This is a genomic window from Burkholderia sp. USMB20, from assembly GCF_000949135.2.
Classification (GTDB): domain Bacteria; phylum Pseudomonadota; class Gammaproteobacteria; order Burkholderiales; family Burkholderiaceae; genus Burkholderia.
In genome coordinates this window covers 1004728-1022056 of sequence record NZ_JTAN02000019.1, presented here as the reverse complement: position 1 = coordinate 1022056, position 17329 = coordinate 1004728, and the positions used below count along the sequence as shown (strand labels likewise).

The 17329-nt window shown below is 68.9% G+C and carries 16 protein-coding genes and 1 pseudogene; 3 read left to right on the top strand and 14 right to left on the bottom strand.

The features are described from left to right. Positions 1-15: 15 nt before the first annotated feature. A complete protein-coding gene (locus tag PL79_RS29180) occupies positions 16-681 on the top strand; it encodes a histidine phosphatase family protein (RefSeq protein WP_044848284.1) in 666 nt (221 codons plus the stop codon). A 40-nt stretch (positions 682-721) separates the two neighbouring features. Here the strand turns inward: PL79_RS29180 and PL79_RS29175 are convergent, their stop codons facing one another. The 9 genes and pseudogenes from PL79_RS29175 to PL79_RS29135 form a co-directional block, all read right to left on the bottom strand. Beyond that, positions 722-1675 carry an oxygenase MpaB family protein gene (locus PL79_RS29175; protein WP_044848283.1) on the bottom strand — a complete coding sequence of 318 codons (954 nt, stop codon included), beginning with the start codon at positions 1673-1675 and terminating at the stop codon, positions 722-724. A 24-nt stretch (positions 1676-1699) separates the two neighbouring features. Next, positions 1700-2767, bottom strand: coding sequence for a Holliday junction branch migration DNA helicase RuvB (ruvB, locus tag PL79_RS29170; protein WP_044848282.1), 1068 nt, complete (start codon positions 2765-2767; stop codon positions 1700-1702). Between the two features lie 108 nt (positions 2768-2875). After that, positions 2876-3457 carry a Holliday junction branch migration protein RuvA gene (gene ruvA / locus PL79_RS29165; RefSeq protein WP_044848281.1) on the bottom strand — a complete coding sequence of 194 codons (582 nt, stop codon included), beginning with the start codon at positions 3455-3457 and terminating at the stop codon, positions 2876-2878. Between the two features lie 206 nt (positions 3458-3663). Further along, positions 3664-4206: a crossover junction endodeoxyribonuclease RuvC gene (gene ruvC, locus PL79_RS29160; RefSeq protein ID WP_044848280.1), complete on the bottom strand. Its 543-nt coding sequence runs from the start codon at positions 4204-4206 to the stop codon at positions 3664-3666. Between the two features lie 151 nt (positions 4207-4357). Then, positions 4358-5923: a bifunctional phosphoribosylaminoimidazolecarboxamide formyltransferase/IMP cyclohydrolase gene (gene purH, locus PL79_RS29155; protein WP_044848279.1), complete on the bottom strand. Its 1566-nt coding sequence runs from the start codon at positions 5921-5923 to the stop codon at positions 4358-4360. Between the two features lie 44 nt (positions 5924-5967). Continuing rightward, positions 5968-6201 (bottom strand): Fis family transcriptional regulator, encoded by a 234-nt coding sequence (locus PL79_RS29150; protein ID WP_006476892.1) that lies wholly within the window; start codon positions 6199-6201, stop codon positions 5968-5970. Next, positions 6198-7265, bottom strand: a complete 1068-nt coding sequence (dusB, locus tag PL79_RS29145; RefSeq protein WP_006751898.1) for a tRNA dihydrouridine synthase DusB — start codon at positions 7263-7265, stop codon at positions 6198-6200. The genes PL79_RS29150 and dusB overlap by 4 nt, the downstream gene beginning before the upstream one ends. Before the next feature lie 136 nt (positions 7266-7401). Continuing rightward, a pseudogene (locus tag PL79_RS29140) lies at positions 7402-8574 on the bottom strand (UbiH/UbiF/VisC/COQ6 family ubiquinone biosynthesis hydroxylase). Positions 8575-8677: 103 nt separating this feature from the next. Continuing rightward, complete coding sequence (locus tag PL79_RS29135) at positions 8678-10075, bottom strand: aminopeptidase P N-terminal domain-containing protein (RefSeq protein ID WP_044848277.1); 1398 nt, start codon at positions 10073-10075, stop codon at positions 8678-8680. A gap of 187 nt (positions 10076-10262) precedes the next feature. Between PL79_RS29135 and PL79_RS29130 the strand changes: the two genes are divergently transcribed. Next, the gene (locus PL79_RS29130) at positions 10263-10874 is read left to right on the top strand and encodes a glutathione S-transferase family protein (RefSeq protein WP_044848297.1); all 612 of its coding nucleotides are present in this window, start codon (positions 10263-10265) and stop codon (positions 10872-10874) included. A gap of 94 nt (positions 10875-10968) precedes the next feature. Here PL79_RS29130 and PL79_RS29125 read toward each other — a convergent pair whose 3' ends face one another. The 4 genes from PL79_RS29125 to PL79_RS29110 form a co-directional block, all read right to left on the bottom strand. Further along, entirely contained in the window at positions 10969-12588 is a 1620-nt protein-coding gene (locus PL79_RS29125; RefSeq protein WP_044848276.1) for an FMN-binding glutamate synthase family protein, read from the bottom strand. 118 nt (positions 12589-12706) lie between these two features. Further along, positions 12707-13876 (bottom strand): tRNA 2-thiouridine(34) synthase MnmA, encoded by a 1170-nt coding sequence (gene mnmA / locus PL79_RS29120; RefSeq protein ID WP_044848275.1) that lies wholly within the window; start codon positions 13874-13876, stop codon positions 12707-12709. Next, the gene (locus tag PL79_RS29115) at positions 13873-14382 is read right to left on the bottom strand and encodes an NUDIX hydrolase (RefSeq protein ID WP_044848274.1); all 510 of its coding nucleotides are present in this window, start codon (positions 14380-14382) and stop codon (positions 13873-13875) included. Before PL79_RS29115 ends, mnmA begins: the two co-directional genes overlap by 4 nt. 109 nt (positions 14383-14491) lie before the next feature. Next, on the bottom strand, positions 14492-15412 hold the full coding sequence (locus PL79_RS29110) for a LysR family transcriptional regulator (RefSeq protein ID WP_044848273.1): 921 nt from the start codon (positions 15410-15412) through the stop codon (positions 14492-14494). Positions 15413-15492: 80 nt separating this feature from the next. Here PL79_RS29110 and PL79_RS29105 point away from each other — a divergent pair, with 80 nt between their 5' ends. Next, positions 15493-16416: a carbon-nitrogen hydrolase family protein gene (locus tag PL79_RS29105; protein ID WP_044848272.1), complete on the top strand. Its 924-nt coding sequence runs from the start codon at positions 15493-15495 to the stop codon at positions 16414-16416. Between the two features lie 204 nt (positions 16417-16620). On the opposite strand, the gene PL79_RS29100 is transcribed toward PL79_RS29105, so the two are convergent. Next, entirely contained in the window at positions 16621-17307 is a 687-nt protein-coding gene (locus PL79_RS29100) for a helix-turn-helix transcriptional regulator (RefSeq protein WP_044848271.1), read from the bottom strand. Positions 17308-17329: the final 22 nt, after the last annotated feature.

Genomic DNA, 17329 nt, shown 5'->3' with positions numbered 1-17329 from the left:
CGGAGACGCGCCGCGATGGCCACCACGCAGATTCTCTTCATTCGCCATGGCGAGACGGCCTGGAACCGCGTCAAGCGCATCCAGGGCCATATCGACATTCCGCTGGCCGACACGGGGCTCGCGCAGGCGCAGCGGCTGGCCGTCCGGCTCGCGCGGGACGCGCGCGAAGGGCAGCGGATCGACGCGATCTATTCGAGCGACCTGATGCGCGCGCAACAAACCGCGCAACCCTTTGCCGATGCGCTCGGGCTGCCGCTGCAGTTGCGCGAAGGGCTGCGCGAACGCGCGTACGGCGTGTTCCAGGGGCATGACAGCACCGAGATCGAGACGCTGTTTCCGGACGCCTACGCCGCGTGGCAGACGCGCGACCCGGGCTTCGCGCCCGACGGCGGCGAGTCGCAGCGCGAGTTCTATCATCGCGTGCTGCATGCGCTCGAGCCGATCGTCGCCGCGCATCCGGGCGGCCGGATCGCGTGTGTCGCACACGGCGGCGTGCTCGACTGCGTGTACCGCTTCGCCAACGGTATCGACCTGTCGGCGCCGCGCAGCTATCAGCTGCTCAACACGAGCATCAACGTCGTCGATTACGTCGATGGTCGCGCACAGGTCGTGCAATGGGCCGACGTGTCGCACCTGGACGCCGCGAGCGACGACGACGACGGGTATCGCAAGGTACTTTGATCCGGTCGTACCGGCTTCGCCCGGCGGAAGAAGCAGATCGTCAGGCGGGCGGGGTGCCGTCGGGCGGTGTCGCGGTTGCGCGGCGGCGTGCGCGCTTCGACGCGCCGTTGACGAGCGCCCAGCGCAGCACGGGCGCGACTGCCCGCACACCGGGCCGGACCACCGCGCGTCGCAGCGGCGCGAACGTCGACACGTCGAGCATGCGCTGCGCCCAGGGCGGCAGCAGGTCGATTCCCGCATGCATGATCAGCGACGCGGCTGGCCGCAGCGCGGGCGTTGCGACCGGCACATTCAGCAGGATGTCCATGACCTCGAAGGTGTGCGGCCCGGCTTCGAGTTCGGGCTGCATGCGCGCGAAATAGGCCGCTACCTCGGCGCGTGAACGGGGCACATCCCGGGCGCCGAGCAACTCCGCGATCAATGCCGTTTCCGCGTAGTAGCCGTCCTGCAGCTCGCCCGACAGCGACGGATTCACATAGCGCAAATGCGCGGCGAGGAAGCTCGAAACTTCCGCGACATGCACCCACGTCAGCAACGCCGGATCGTCGGCTCGATACGGCCGGCCGTCGGGCGCCGTGCCCGATATGCGCGCGTGGATCGTTTTCACGCGCTCGATGAGCGCGAGTGCGTCCGCGCGGCTGCCGAACGTCGTGCCCGTGATGAACGTGGCGGTGCGCCGCAAGCGGCCGAGGATGTCGGTGCGAAACGACGAGTGATCCCAGACGCCCGCGAGCGCGAGCGGATGGAGCGCCTGCAGCAGCAGCGCGGCAATGCCGCCCGTCATCATCGACGTGAAATCGGCATGCACGCGCCAGCAGATCGCGTCGGGGCCGAACAGCCCCGGGTCTCCGGGCGGCGACGAGAGATCGATCGACGGACCGCCGCCGCCCGTCGTCAGGTGCGTGATGCCGGCCACGAGCCGCTTGCGGATCGGTTCGACCCAGCGCGGGCCCGGTGTGGGCGGGGCGGGGTGCGGGCTGGGCGGCGTGGTCATGGCGAGCTTGGCGCGGGCAGCGGGTTACTTCCCGTCGGCGGTATCCCACATCCCGCGTTCGGGGTTGCCGGCGTCGGGCGCGGAGAGCCCGAAGTGGCGGTACGTGAGCAGCGTCGCGACGCGCCCGCGCGGCGTGCGCTGCAGGAAGCCCTGCTGGATCAGGTACGGTTCGAGCACGTCCTCGATCGTGTCGCGCTCCTCGCCGATCGCAGCCGCGAGGTTGTCGATGCCGACCGGGCCGCCGTCGAACTTGTGCAGGATCGCCTCGAGCAGCTTGCGGTCCATCAGGTCGAAGCCGACCGGGTCGACGTCGAGCATCGCGAGCGCGGCGTCGGCGACGGCCGCGGTGATCTGGCCGTCGGCCTTCACTTCCGCATAGTCGCGCACGCGGCGCAGCAGCCGGTTCGCGATCCGCGGCGTGCCGCGCGAGCGCTTCGCGATCTCCAGCGCGCCGTTCGGATCGATCTGCGCGTTCAGCAGCGACGCCGAGCGCCGCACGATGCGCGACAATTGCTCGGCATCGTAGAACTCGAGGCGCGCGACGATCCCGAAGCGATCGCGCAGCGGGTTGGTCAGCATCCCCGCGCGCGTGGTCGCGCCGACCAGCGTGAACGGCTGCAGGTCGAGCTTCACGCTGCGCGCAGCCGGCCCTTCGCCGATCATGATGTCGATCTGGTAATCCTCGAGCGCCGGATACAGGATTTCCTCGACGACCGGCGACAGCCGGTGGATCTCGTCGATGAACAGCACGTCGTTCGCTTCGAGGTTGGTCAGCAGCGCGGCGAGATCGCCCGCGCGTTCGAGCACGGGGCCCGACGTCTGGCGCAGGTTCACGCCCATCTCGCGCGCGATGATGTGCGCGAGGGTGGTCTTGCCGAGGCCGGGCGGCCCGAACAGCAGCACGTGGTCGAGCGGCTCGGCGCGGCGCTTCGCGGCCTCGATGAAGATCTCGAGCTGGCCGCGCACCTTTTCCTGGCCGACGTAGTCGTCGAGCTGGCGCGGGCGCAGCGCGCGTTCGAACACCTCCTCGTGCGACGAGGCGGGCGTAGCGGCGATGATCCGCTCGGCGGCGAGTTTGTCGGTTTCAATCATGCGGCCATTGTACCGCGCGCCGTCGCGCGGCCGAACTGGCCGAACGGCCGACTGGCGCGTGCCGCGCGACGGCGCGACACTGGCTCCGACAGCCGGCTCCGGCGGCCGTTACACCTTCGACAGTGCCTTGAGCGCGAGTTTGATGCCTTCGGACACGCCGGTGCCGGCCGGCACGTTCTTGATCGCGGCGAGGCCTTCCTTTTCCGAATAGCCGAGCGCGAGCAGCGCGTTGAGGATGTCGGTCGCGTGGTCGGACTGGGACGCGGCGCCGGCGAGTGCGCCGAGGTCCGCGCCGAGCTTGCCCTTCAGCTCGAGCAGCAGGCGCTCGGCGGTCTTCTTGCCGATGCCGGGCAAGCGCGTGAGGCGCGCGGCGTCCTGCATCGTCACCGCCTGGGCGAGCTCCTGCACGCTCATGCCGGACAGCACGGCCAGCGCCATGCGCGCGCCGATGCCGGTGATCTTCAGCAGTTCGCGGAAGGTCGTGCGCTCCTGCGGCGTCAGGAAGCCGTACAGCAGGTGCGCGTCCTCGCGCACGATCTGCTGCGTGAGCAGCACGACGCGCTCGCCCGTTTGCGGCAGGTTGTAGAAGGTGCTCATCGGCACGTCGATTTCGTAACCGACGCCGTTGCAGTCGACGAGCAGGTGAGGCGGATTCTTTTCGAGCAGGATGCCGGCGATGCGACCGATCATGGATGGCGGGATGCGAGGAAGAAAGCGCGAGTGTAGCGCAGCTGCGGCGCGATGCCGATGGGTTGGCCGTCAGGTCGGGGCGCCGCGCGACGCGGGGCGATCAGGCGATCAGGCGATCAGGCGGGCGGGTAGGCAGGACGGTGGCAGGCGCAATACGCGCGATGCGGGTAGCCGCGCGCCGCGCCGAGGGGATGCGTGCCGTCGCGTCAGCCGACGAGCCGTCCGCGCCGCACGCGCAGCCCCCTTTTCGCGAGCGCCGGCGCGAGGCCACCGATCGTGCCGAGCGTATTGCCGCTGTGCGCGTGGCAGATCGCCATCCCGAGCGCGTCGGCCGCGTCGCTGCCAGGCTGGCCGGTCAGGTTGAGCAGTCTCGTGACCATCTCCTGCATCTGCGACTTGGTCGCGCGGCCGTAACCGACGACCGCCTGCTTCAGTTGCAGCGCGGTGTACTCCGCCACCGGCAGGCCGCCGGAGACGAGCCCGCAGATCGCGGCGCCGCGCGCCTGGCCGAGCAGCAGCGTCGACTGCGGGTTCACGTTCACGAACACCTGTTCGATCGCGGCCTGGTCGGGCGCGTGTTCGCGCACGAGCGTCGATACGCCCTGGAAGATCGTGCCGAGCCGGGTAGCCAGGTCGGCCGTGGGCGTGCGGATCACGCCGCTTGCGACATAGGCGAGCCGGTGGCCGCTGACGTCGATGACGCCGAAGCCGGTGACGCGCAGGCCGGGGTCGATGCCGAGAATTCGCATGAGTGAGGAGAAAAACCTGATGCCGCGATACTACAACGAATGGTGCGCGAGGCCGGCGGTGCGGCTGCGTGCGCCGGCGCCGCGCAATAAAAAACCCGGCGGGTATGATGCCGCCGGGTTTTCGTGCGGCGGCCGCGCGGGCCGCGTGCGATCAGTGACGGAAGTGGCGCACGCCCGTCAGGATCATCGCGATGCCGTGCTCGTCGGCCGCGGCGATCACTTCGTCGTCGCGCATCGAGCCGCCCGGCTGGATCACGCAGGTCGCGCCTGCCGCCACGACGACGTCGAGACCGTCGCGGAACGGGAAGAATGCATCCGACGCGACGGCCGAACCGGCCAGCGTGAGGCCCGCGTTCTGCGCCTTGATGCTCGCGATGCGTGCCGAATCGACGCGGCTCATCTGGCCTGCGCCGACGCCGAGCGTCATGCCGTTGCCGCAGAACACGATCGCGTTCGACTTCACGTACTTCGCGACGCGCCATGCGAACAGCAGGTCGTCCATTTCCTTCGCGGTCGGTTGACGCTTCGTGACGACGCGCAGCTCGCTCGGCTGCACGTTCTTCGAATCGAGCGACTGCACGAGCAGGCCGCCGCCCACGCGCTTCAGGTCGAACGCGTTATGGCCGTCGCCGAGCGCGATTTCGAGCAGGCGCACGTTCTGCTTCGCGGCGAACACCTGCTTCGCGGCGTCCGTGAACGACGGCGCGATCAGCACTTCGACGAACTGCTTGGCCACCGCCTGCGCGGCCGTCTCGTCGACTTCGCGGTTGAACGCGATGATGCCGCCGAACGCCGACGTCGGGTCGGTCTGGAATGCCTTCGCGTACGCGTCGGCCGAATCGTTGCCGACCGCGACGCCGCACGGGTTCGCGTGCTTGATGATCACGCAGGCCGGCGCGTCGAACGTCTTCACGCATTCCCACGCCGCGTCCGAATCCGCGATGTTGTTGTACGACAGTTCCTTGCCCTGCAGCTGGCGGTAGTTCGCCAGTGCGCCGGCCGGCGCCGCGAGGTCGCGGTAGAACGCCGCGCTCTGGTGCGGGTTCTCGCCGTAGCGCAGGTCCTGCACCTTGTCGAACGCCATGTTCAGCGTGGCCGGGTATGCGCTGCGCGATGCGTGCTGCAGCTCGTCGGTCAGGCTCGTCAGGTAGTTCGTGATCGCGCCGTCGTATTGCGCGGTGTGCGCGAACACCTTGGTCGCGAGGCGGAAGTTGGTCGCATAGCCGATCGCGTTGCCGTTCGCCTTCATTTCGTCGAGCACGACCGCGTAGTCGGCCGGGTCGACGACGACCGTCACGTCGCGGTGGTTCTTCGCGGCCGAGCGCAGCATCGTCGGGCCGCCGATGTCGATGTTCTCGATCGCGTCGGCGAGCGTGCAGTCGTCCTTCGCGATCGTCGCGACGAACGGGTACAGGTTCACGACCAGCAGGTCGATCGTCGGGATGCCGTGCTGCTCCAGCGCCTGCATGTGCTCGGGCAGGTCGCGGCGGGCGAGGATGCCGCCGTGCACCTTCGGGTGGAGCGTCTTCACGCGCCCATCGAGCATTTCCGGGAAGCCCGTGTAGTCAGCGACTTCGGTCACGGGCAGGCCCGCGTCGGCGAGGAGTTTCGCGGTGCCGCCGGTCGACAGGAGTTTGACGCCGAGGTCGGACAGCGACTTCGCGAAGTCGACGATGCCGGTCTTGTCGGAAACGGAAATGAGCGCTTGCTTGATCATGATGGAACCACCAATAGCCAGGGAAACGGGGACGGGACGGCCGCCTACAGCAGGCCGTGCTGCTGCAGCTTCTTGCGCAGCGTATTGCGATTGATGCCGAGGTACTCCGCGGCGAGCGACTGGTTGCCGCCGGCCTGTACGAGCACGACCTCGAGCATCGGCTTTTCGACGCAGGACATCACCATTTCATAGACGTCGTGCGGATTGGAGCCGTCTAGATCCCGGAAATACACGTCCAGGCTCTCGCGGACACATTGTTCGATGTTGTGCTTGCTCATGCTGCTAACTGGTTATGGTCGTCCGACTCGCCCTGGCCGTTTTCCTCTTCGTCATCGACGTAGACGAGGTGGTCCGACAGCGCCTTTTGCGCCTCGAAGAATGCATTGACGGCGGCGAGTTGCTCGCGGGTGGAATCGAGCGTGTTCATCCTGTGCCGGAACCCGTTGGCACCGGAAAGGCCGCGAGTGTACCAGCCGATGTGCTTGCGCGCAGTACGGACGCCCGTGAATTCACCATAGAACGCGTAGTGGTCTTCCAGGTGTTCGTTCATCACGTGCTGGATCTCGTCGATCCGCGGCGGGGGCAGCAGCTCGCCGGTTTGCAGGAAATGATCGATTTCACGGAACAGCCACGGCCGGCCTTGCGCGGCGCGACCGATCATCAGTGCGTCGGCGCCGGTGGCGTCGAGCACGGCCTTCGCTTTTGCCGGCGACGTGATGTCGCCGTTCGCGACGACCGGGATGCGCACGGCCGCCTTCACGGCCGCGATGGTGTCGTATTCCGCGTCGCCGCGGTAGAGGTCGGCGCGCGTGCGGCCGTGCACGGTCAGCATCGAGATGCCGGCCGCCTCGGCGAGGCGCGCGACCGTGATCGCGTTCTTGTGCTCGCGATCCCAGCCGGTGCGGATCTTCAGCGTGACGGGCACCGCATCCGGCCCCGTGCCGACCGCCGCGACGACGGCCTCGACGATCCGCTGCACGAGCGGCTCGTTCTGCAGCAGTGCGGAGCCGGCCGCGACGTTGCAGACCTTCTTCGCCGGGCAACCCATGTTGATGTCGATGATCTGCGCGCCGTTGTCGACGTTGTAGCGGGCCGCTTCGGCCATCATCGCCGGATCGGCGCCGGCGATCTGCACCGCGATCGGCTCGACCTCGCCTTCGTGGTTCGCCCGTCGCATCGTCTTCGCGCTCTTCCACAGCTGCGCATTGGACGCGACCATCTCGGACACGGCGTACCCGGCCCCCAGCCGCTTGCACAGCTGGCGGAACGGACGATCCGTCACGCCGGCCATCGGGGCGACGAACAGGTTGTTACGCAATACGTGAGAGCCGATAACGGGCATCGCAATGGCACCGCCCGCGAGCGCCGGGCGTCGCGGACAAAAAAGGGCAGAGGGAAAACGGGTATTTTACCGTATTCCCATGCCCCGCCGATTTGACCCGGTTTGCGCGGCCTGACGGCGCGCAACGCGCGGCGTGTCAGTTGCGCTGGCCGAACATCATCTGGCGTGCGATCGCCTTCTTGAGCGGCGGCACGAATTCGAGCGCGGTGAGCGCCGCGCCGCGCAGCAGCGGAAGAGGGCCGGCGTCGACGGTAAACAGGCGCGCGAGCGTGTCCGTCGCGCCGATCGTGAAGCGCCGGTCGAGCGCGCGCCGTGCGTTGAAGGTGGCGAGCGCGGTCGCTTCGAAGCCCTGCGTGGACAGCGCGTCGACGAGCGTGTGCGCATCGCGCAGTCCGAGGTTCAGCCCCTGGCCGGCGACCGGATGCAGCGTTTGCGCGGCGTTGCCGACGATCGCGATGCGCCCGTTGACGAGCGTCTGCGCCGCGTTCAATCCGAGCGGGAACGATGCGCGCCCCGCGATCGCGACGAATCGGCCCATCCGCTCGCCGAATGCAGCGCCGAGTTCGCGCAGGAACGCGTCGTCGGGAAGGGCGGCGCGGCGGGCCGCCTCGTCGGGCGTGCAGCACCACACGAGCGAATAGTCGGCACCGCCAAGCGGCAGCAGCGCGAGCGGGCCTTCGTGCGTGAAGCGCTCCCAGGCGACGTTCGGGCGCGGCGCCGAGACGGTGACCGTGCCGACGATCGCGGTCTGGCCATAGTCGCGGCGTTGCTTGCCGGTATCGGCCTGCTGTTCGTGGAACAGCCCTCCTTCCGCGTTGATGACGATGCGCGCGCGCAGCGTGCGCTCGCCTTGCGGGCCGTCGAGCGTCAGCGTGACGCCGTCGGCGTCCTGTTGCGGCGTGTGTGCGGTGGTCGACGTGAGCCAGTCGACGCGCGTGCCGCGCACGGCCTGCGCGAGCGCCTGCACGATCGAGCCGTAGCGCACGACGTAGCCGAGCGCGGCGAGGTCGTGCTCGTCGCGATCGATCAGCGTGCGGCCGAAATGGCCGCGCTGCGACACGTGGATGTGTTCGATCGGCGTTGCGTCGGCCGGCATCCGAGCGTGTCGAGCAGCACGCGGCTGCCGTGCGACACGGCGATCGCGCGCGGGTTCGTTCGCGTCGCGGCCGCTCGCGCGCGTCGATCAGGCCGATCGACGCGTGTGCGTCGCCTGGCGTCGGGCGACCAGCCGGCGAGCGGCGAGCCCGACGGGGGCGCCCGACGATGGCGAGGTCATGTCCGGCTGTGGCGGGGAGGAAAGCGTCGTCATCTTGTGTTCGTGAAACGGGGTAACGGTCAACTGCGGGTCAACGGCAGATCAACACCGGGCCAACGGCGACCCGGCACCGGCGCGATGGCAACCTGCGGCACGCTCAAGCGCCGTGCGCCGCGCCCGCACGCATCAGCGCCTCGATCTCGTCGGCCGCCACCGGCACGTCGCGCGTGATCAGCTCGCAACCGTGCTCGCGCACGATCGCGTCGTCCTCGATGCGGATGCCGATGTTCCAGTATTCGGACGGCACGTCGTCGGCGGCGCGCACGTACAGGCCCGGCTCGACGGTGAGCGTCATACCGGGTTTCAGCGTGCGCCACGGCAGCGCGCCGTTGGCGTCGCGCGCGGCGAGCCGCTCGCGGTAGTCGCCGCAATCGTGCACGTCCATGCCGATCCAGTGGCCGGTGCGGTGCATGTAGAAGCGTGCGTACGCGCGCTCGGCGAGCACGTCGTCGACGCTCGAGAAGCGCGTCTTCGGGATGATGCCCGTATCGAGCAGCCCTTGTGCCAGCACCCGCACGGCCGCGTCGTGCGGCGCCTCGAACGGCACGCCCGCGCGCGTCGCGTCGATCGCGGCCTGCTGCGCGGCGAGCACGATGTCGTACAGCGTGCGCTGCGCGGGCGAGAAGCGCCCGTTGGCCGGGAACGTGCGCGTGATGTCCGACGCGTAGCCGTCGAGTTCGCACGCGGCATCGATCAGGATCAGGTCGCCGTCCCGCGCGGCCGCGTTGCCGGCCGGGTAGTGCAGCACGCACGCGTTCGCGCCGGCCGCGACGATCGAGCCGTACGCGGGCGCCTGCGCGCCATGCTTGCGGAACGTGTACAGCAGCTCGGCCTCGAGTTCGTACTCGCGGATCCCCGGGCGGCACACCTGCATCGCGCGACGGTGCGCGAGCGCGGAGATGTGTGCGGCACGCATCATGATCGCGAGTTCGTGTTCGTCCTTCACGAGCCGCATGTCGTCGAGCAGGGGCGTGAGGTCGAGCAGCGCGTCCGGTGCGGCGACGCCGCTGCGCGCCTGCGCGCGCACCGCATCGATCCAGCCGGCGAGCTGGCGCTCGAACTCGGCCGACGCGCCGAACCGGTAGTGCACGGTGCCCGCATCGGCGAGCAGGCGCGGCATTTCGGTGTCGATCACGTCGACCGCGTAGGCCGCGTCGAAGCCGAACGCATCGCGCGCGGCCTCGGGCCCGTAATGGAAACCTTCCCAGATCTCGCGGTCGGCATTCTTCGCGCGGCAGAACAGGATCGATTCCGGCGCGCCGTGCGACCCGGCCGCGTTCAGCACGAGCACGGCGTCCGGCTCGGTGAAGCCCGTCAGGTAGTGGAAGTAGCTGTCATGCCGGTACGGAAAGGCCGTATCGCGGTTGCGCAGCATTTCCGGCGCGGTGGGAACGATGGCGACGCCGCCGCCGGCGGCGCGCAGTGCGGCAAGCACGCGTTCACGGCGCTGGCGGTAGACGTCGACGGCGATGGCGGTATCGAGGGGCGCATTCATCGTGCGATTGTAGCGCCGCCGGACGCGGCGCGTGAGAGACACGGCCGCAAGCCGCGCCGGACGGGGCTCGGCGGCGGCTGTTGCAAACCATCCACAGGCCGGACGGGCGATTTTCTATCGGGCCGCGCCGGCCGGTTATGATCGGCGACAACGTATACTCTCGGCAGTTCCCTTGAAAAGGCAGATGATGAAATTAATCGGTTCGCTCAGCAGCCCGTACGTCCGCAAGGCGCGGATCGTGCTTGCTGAAAAGAAGATCGACTACAAGCTGGAGCTCGAGAACGTATGGGCGCCGGAGACGGACATTCATGCATCGAATCCGCTCGGCAAGGTCCCGTGTCTCGTGATGGAGGATGGTGCCGCGGTGTTCGATTCCCGCGTGATCTGCGAATACGTCGACACGCTGTCGCCGGTCGGCAAGCTGATTCCGCCGTCGGGGCGCGAACGGCTCGAAGTGCGGTGCTGGGAAGCGCTGGGCGATGGCGTGCTCGACGCGGCCGTGGCGATCCGTCTCGAACACACGCTGCGCGACGAAGCGCAGCGCAGCGCGAGCTGGATCGCGCGCCAGCAGCGCAAGATCGACGACGCGCTCGTCGCGATGTCGCAGGGCCTCGGCGGCAAGACGTGGTGCGTCGGTAATCATTACACGCTCGCCGACATCGCACTCGGCTGCGCGCTCGGCTACCTCGACTTCCGGATGTCCGAACTCAACTGGCGCGACCGCCATCCGAACCTCGACAAGCATTTCGTGAAGCTGTCGCAGCGGCAGACGTTCGTCGACACGCTGCCGCAAGGCTGACCTGCCGCCGCCGGCGGATCGGGCAGACAAGAGAAAAGCGCCCCGCGGGGCGCTTTTCTTTTTGGCGAGCCGCCCGGCGGCGGGCGCTCGCGCGTTACTCGATCGACGTGTAAACGGTTTCGCCGAGCACGAACGAATCGCTGCGCGCGATCGGCCACCACTTGTCGTACAGCGTATAGCCGCAGGTCTGGCCGTCGAGCAGCGCGCCGGGCTTCAGGTACTTCAGCAGCTGCGACATCAGCCGCACCTCGTGCGGCGCGACGCGCTGCACGATGTGATGCGCGCGCAGCTCGGACGGATGGCCGAGGCCGGCCGCCTGCACGAGTTCCTGCAGTGCGTGCAGCGTATTGCGGTGGAAGTTGAACACGCGCTCGGCCTTGTCGGGCACGACGAGGGCGCGCTGGCGCACCGGGTCCTGCGTGGCGACGCCGGTCGGGCAGCGGTCGGTGTGGCAGTGCTGCGCCTGGATGCAGCCGACCGCGAACATGAAGCCGCGTGCCGAGTTCACCCAGTCCGCGCCGATCGCGAGCGTGCGTGCGATGTCGAACGCGCTGATGATCTTGCCGCTCGCGCCGATTTTCACGCGATCGCGCACGCCGATCCCGACGAGCGTGTTGTGCACCAGCAGCAGGCCCTCCTGCAGCGGCACGCCGACATGGTCGGTGAATTCGAGCGGCGCCGCGCCGGTGCCGCCTTCCGCGCCGTCGACGACGATGAAGTCGGGCACGATGCCCGTCTCGAGCATCGCCTTCGCGATCCCGAAGAATTCCCACGGATGGCCGATGCACAGCTTGAAGCCGGTCGGCTTGCCGCCCGACAGCGTGCGCAGCCGTTCGACGAATTCGAGCAGCCCGCGCGGCGTCGAGAATTGCGAGTGCGTCGCGGGCGAGATGCAGTCCTTGCCCATCGGCACGCCGCGCGTCTCGGCGATCTCGGGCGTGATCTTCGCGGCCGGCAGCACGCCGCCGTGGCCCGGCTTCGCGCCTTGCGACAGCTTGATCTCGATCATCTTGACCTGCGGATCGGCGGCCTGCTTCGCGAACTTGTCCGGGTTGAACGTGCCGTCCTCGTTGCGGCAGCCGAAGTAGCCGGACGCGATTTCCCAGATGATGTCGCCGCCGTTCTCGCGGTGGTACTTCGACAGCGAGCCTTCGCCGGTGTCGTGCGCGAACCCGCCTTTCTTCGCGCCGAGGTTCAGTGAGCGGATCGCGTTCGCGGACAACGAGCCGAAGCTCATCGCCGAGATGTTGAAGATCGAGATGTCGTACGGCTGCGCGCGATTCGCGCCGACCCGGATGCGGAAGTCGTGGTTCGGCAGCTTCGTCGGCGCGAGCGAGTGGCTGATCCATTCGTGCGCGACGGACTTCACGTTCAGTTCGGTGCCGTACGGACGGTTGTCGGCGACGTTCTTCGCGCGCTGGTAGACGAGGCTGCGCTGCGCGCGCGAGAACGGCTTCTCGTCGGTATCGTCCTCGACGAAGTACTGGCGGATTTCAGGCCGGATGAACTCGAACAGGAAGCGGAAATGGCCCCACAGCGGGTAGTTGCGCAGGATCGCGTGGCGGTCCTGGTTCAGGTCGTACAGGCCGACGGCGACGAGGGCGACGGGGATGATGATCCACAGCCAGGAAAGCACGTGGATCGACGCGAGCGCGGCCGCGGCAACGAGCAGCAGGACGGCACACCACATCGCGAGGTAGCGTCTGGAAAGCATGGGGACTCCGTAAGAATCTTGAAATGCCGCCATGCGTACGCTGCGCGGCGGCGCACCGGCCGCGGCGGAATCGTGTTCCGCCGGGCGCGGCGTGCCGCAAGTCTAAACCGAATGGATGTCAGCGTGCTTCGGCGAGCGCACCCGCGCGGGCGGCCGCCGGTGCCGGCGCCGTCTGGCCGGGCTGGCCGGTGGCCGCGAACTCGATGATGCCGCCGCCGAGGCAGATCTCGCCGTCGTACAGCACGGCCGACTGGCCGGGCGTGACCGCCCATTGCGCGTCGTCGAAGGCGAGCGAGAAGCGGGCTTCGCCGGCCGGGCCGGTTGCGGCGGCGCCGAACGCGCATGCCGCATCGGCCTGCCGGTAGCGCGTCTTCGCGCCGCACGCGAAGCCGTCGGCCGGCGGTTCGCCCGCGACCCAGCTCACGTTGCCGGCGACGAGCTCGCGCGACAGCAGCCACGGATGGTCGTGGCCCTGCACGACGTACAGCGTGTTCGACGCGATGTCCTTCGCCGCGACGAACCACGGCTCGCCGCTGCCGCTCTTGCTGCCGCCGAGGCCGATGCCCTTGCGCTGGCCGAACGTGTAGAACGCGAGGCCGATGTGCTCGCCGACCACCTTGCCGTCCGGCGTCTTCATCGGGCCGGGTTTCGTCGGAAGATAGCGGTTCAGGAAGTCGCGGAACGGCCGTTCGCCGATAAAGCAGATACCGGTCGAGTCCTTCTTCTTCGCGTTCGGCAGGCCGATCTGCGCGGCGATCTCGCGCACCTTCGTCTTCGGGATCTCGCCGAGCGGGAACATCGTCTTCGACAGTTGCGCCTGGTTCAGCCGGTGCAGGAAGTACGACTGGTCTTTCGTATGATCGAATGCCTTCAGCAGTTCGAAGCGGCCGTCGCGCTCGCGCACGCGCGCGTAGTGGCCGGTCGCGATCATTTCCGCGTCGAGCGACATCGCGTGGTCGAGGAACGCCTTGAACTTGATCTCGGCGTTGCACAGCACGTCCGGGTTCGGCGTGCGGCCGGCCGAATATTCGCGCAGGAATTCGGCGAACACGCGGTCCTTGTATTCGGCCGCGAAGTTCACGGCTTCCACGTCGATGCCGATCAGGTCGGCCACCGACACCACGTCGATCCAGTCCTGGCGCGTCGAGCAGTATTCGCCGTCGTCGTCGTCTTCCCAGTTCTTCATGAACAGGCCGACCACGTCGTATCCCTGTTCCTTCAGCAGCCACGCGGTCACCGACGAATCGACGCCGCCCGACATGCCCACTACTACACGGCGCTTGCTCATTTGTTTACCGCCTGACGGTCGAATGCTTCCGGGCGCGGCGCGACCGAATGCGTGTGCACGAAATCGAGCGGAATGCGCCGCCCGGCCAGATAGTCGTCGACGCAGCGCATCACCGCGGGCGAGCGGTGACGCTCGCTGCACGCGCGCAGCTCGTCGGCGCTCATCCACAGCGTGCGGACGATGCCGTCGTCGAGCACGTGGCCCGGCAGCGGCTCGCCGGCCGTGCCGCAGAACGTGAAGCGCAGGTAGGTCGCGCCGGCGCTGCCGGGGCGGTCGTAGTGCGCGAGATAGACGCCGACGAGCGCATCGGGGACGAACGGATGCGCGGTTTCCTCGAGCGTCTCGCGGATCACGGCGTCGGCGAGCGTCTCGCCGGCCTCGAGATGGCCGGCCGGCTGGTTGATGCGCAGGCCCGTCGAGGTTTCTTCCTCGATCACGAGAAAGCGACCGGCGCGCTCGATGAGCGCCGCGACGGTCACATGCGGGGTCCAGATTTCGGGTTTCATGGATCGGCATTTTACCGGTTGCGCCCGGACGCTGCCGGCCATTACGTTAGACGAATCCGACCCCGGTCTTGCGCCCTCGCCTCACCAGTGCACGCCGTATCGCGCCCTTTTATGGCGCGACGATCGTCGCGACGCAGGCGGCGATCGTGTCCCGCACGCGCACGATCGCCGGGTCGCGCTGCGTGCTCGTGCGCCAGCCGATTTCCACCGGGTAGCGCGGCAGCTCGACCGGGCACGCGAGCGCACGCAGCGACGTCGACTGCGCGATCGCGCGGGCCGCGTGCGCCGGTATCGTCGCCACCGCGTCGGAGCCGGCGAGCAGGTACGGCAGCGCCGCGAAATGCGTGGTCGACGCCGCCACGCGCCGCTTGTGGCCGAGCGCGGCCAGCGCCTCGTCGACGATCCCGATCACGCCGCCCGACGACACGAGCAGGTGATCGCGCCGCAGGAAATCGGCGAGCGCGAGCGTGCGCGGCGCGCGCGCCCGGCCGACCGGATCGATCAGGCATGCGTAGCCGCCCGTCGCGACCGCGCGCCGGCTGAGCCCGTTCGCCGAGAACCCGCCCGATGCGATCGCGAGATCGACGCCGTGCCGCAGCAGCGCGTCGCCCGCGATGCCGCTGTGGGTCTGCCGGAAGATCAGCCGGATGCCCGCGGCTTCCCGCGCGACCGCGTCGATCAGCGCGCGGCCGAGCGCGATCTCGAAGTCGTCCGACAGCCCGATCGAGATCGTGCGGCCGACCCGCTCGCCGCCGTCGGCCGCGATCGCGAGGCTCGCGCGGCAGCGGTCGAGCGCGTCGGACAGGATCGGCTTGAGCTCGTCCGCGCGCGGCGTCGGCGCGAGCCCGCGGCCGGTGCGCACGAACAGCGGGTCGGCGTAGATCACGCGCAGCCGCGCGAGCGCCGCGCTGACGGCCGACTGCGTGAGGCCGAGCCGCAGCGCCGCGCGGCTCGCGCCGCCTTCCTCGTACAGCGCCTCGAATACCTTCAGCAGGTTCAGGTCGAGCCGGGCGATATCATCCGTATTCATGTCAGTTATCGTTGTATCGATTTGATCGATGAAATGATATCGATAAAGATGGCGTCACCCCATTCACCGGAGACGTCGTCATGTCCACCTCAGTCATCGCCGCGCTGCAGATCGGCGCATCGCCCGCCGGCACGCGCGCCACGCTCGACACGATCCTCGGCTACGAAACCGCGATCCGCGACAGCGGCGCGTCGCTCGTCGTGCTGCCCGAAGCCGTGCTCGGCGGCTATCCGAAAGGCGAGATCTTCGGCACGCGGCTCGGCTACCGGCTGCCCGAGGGCCGCGACGCGTATGCGCGCTACGCCGCGCAGGCGATCGACGTGCCGGGCCCCGAAACCGACGAACTGGCCGCGCTGTCGCAGCGCACGGGCGCGAGCCTCGTGGTCGGCGTGATCGAGCGCGGCGGCAGCACGCTGTACTGCACGGCGCTGTTCTTCGATCCGCGCGACGGGCTCGTCGCGAAGCACCGCAAGCTGATGCCGACCGGCACCGAACGGCTGATCTGGGGGCAGGGCGACGGCTCGACGCTGCCGGTGGTCGACACGGCCGCGGGCCGCGCGGGCGCCGTGATCTGCTGGGAGAACCACATGCCGCTGCTGCGCTGCGCGATGTATGCGAAAGGCGTGCAGATCTGGTGCGCGCCGACCGTCGACGAGCGCGACCTGTGGCAAAGCTCGATGCGGCACATCGCGCACGAGGGACGCTGCTTCGTCGTGAGCGCCTGCCAGGTGCAGCCGTCGCCGCGCGCGCTCGGCATCGACGTGCCGGGCTGGGATCCGGAGCGGCCGCTGATCCGCGGCGGCAGCGTGATCGTCGGGCCGCTCGGCGACCTGCTGACCGAGCCGCTGATCGGCGAGGCCGGGCTCGTGACCGCGCGTATCGATACCGATGAACTCGTGCGCGCGCGTTACGACTTCGATGTGGTCGGGCACTATGCGCGCCCGGACGTGTTTTCGCTGCACGTCGACGAGCGGCCGAAGCGGTCGGTGGTGTTCGGCGAGTGACGGGTGCGACCGGGGCGCGGACGCCCCGGCGTGCGAATGGCGGCGAGGTGGCTTGACAGTCGGGCAGCCGGACAGACAGCCGGACAACCAGACAGTCGGGCGGCCGGACAGCCAGACAGACCGCCGGACAACCAGGTAGCCGAACAGCCGAACAGCCGAACAGCGGCGCGTCATTCAGCGGGCAGCGGCCCGAGCCTACCCGCCTCAGCGCATCGGCGCTTCCGCGATCCGCATGTAGTCGGCGATCCGCCGGCCTTCCATGTCCGGAAACTGCTCGTGCACGGAGATATCACCCATCCGCGCGATGTCGAAGGTGCGGAAGTCGTCGCGCAGCTCGCACCATGCGCCGATCGTCCAGCGTCCGCCCCAGTAGACGAGCCCGAGCGGCCACACGCGGCGCTTCGTGTGCGCGCCGAGCCGGTCGCGGTAGTCGAAGCTGACGACGTGATGCGTGTCGACCGCCTGGTGGATCGCGTCGACCTTCGCGCAGAACGTCTCGTCGATGTGGAACGACGGCGCGAACACCGGCAGGCGATCGAGCGCGGTGCGCTTGTCGGCCGGCATCGCCGACGCGATCTTCGCGAGCGCCGAACGCGCGCCGCCCGCGAAGCGCGCGCCGCCCCAGGTCTCGAGCATGCGCGCGCCGGCCGCGAGCGCCGCGAGCTCCTCGGCCGTGAACGTGAGCGGCGGCAGGCTCGCGTTGCGGTTCAGCCGGTAGCCGATGCCGGCTTCGCCTTCGATCGGCACACCCGACAGCTGCAGGTCGCGCACGTCGCGATAGACCGTGCGCGGCGACACCGACAGCCAGTCGGCGAGCTGCTGCGCGGTCGTGAGACGTCGCCCGCGCAGCAGCTCGGCGATCTGGAACAGGCGGTCGGCACGGCGCGTCATGGCTGCACCTCGACTCCAACGG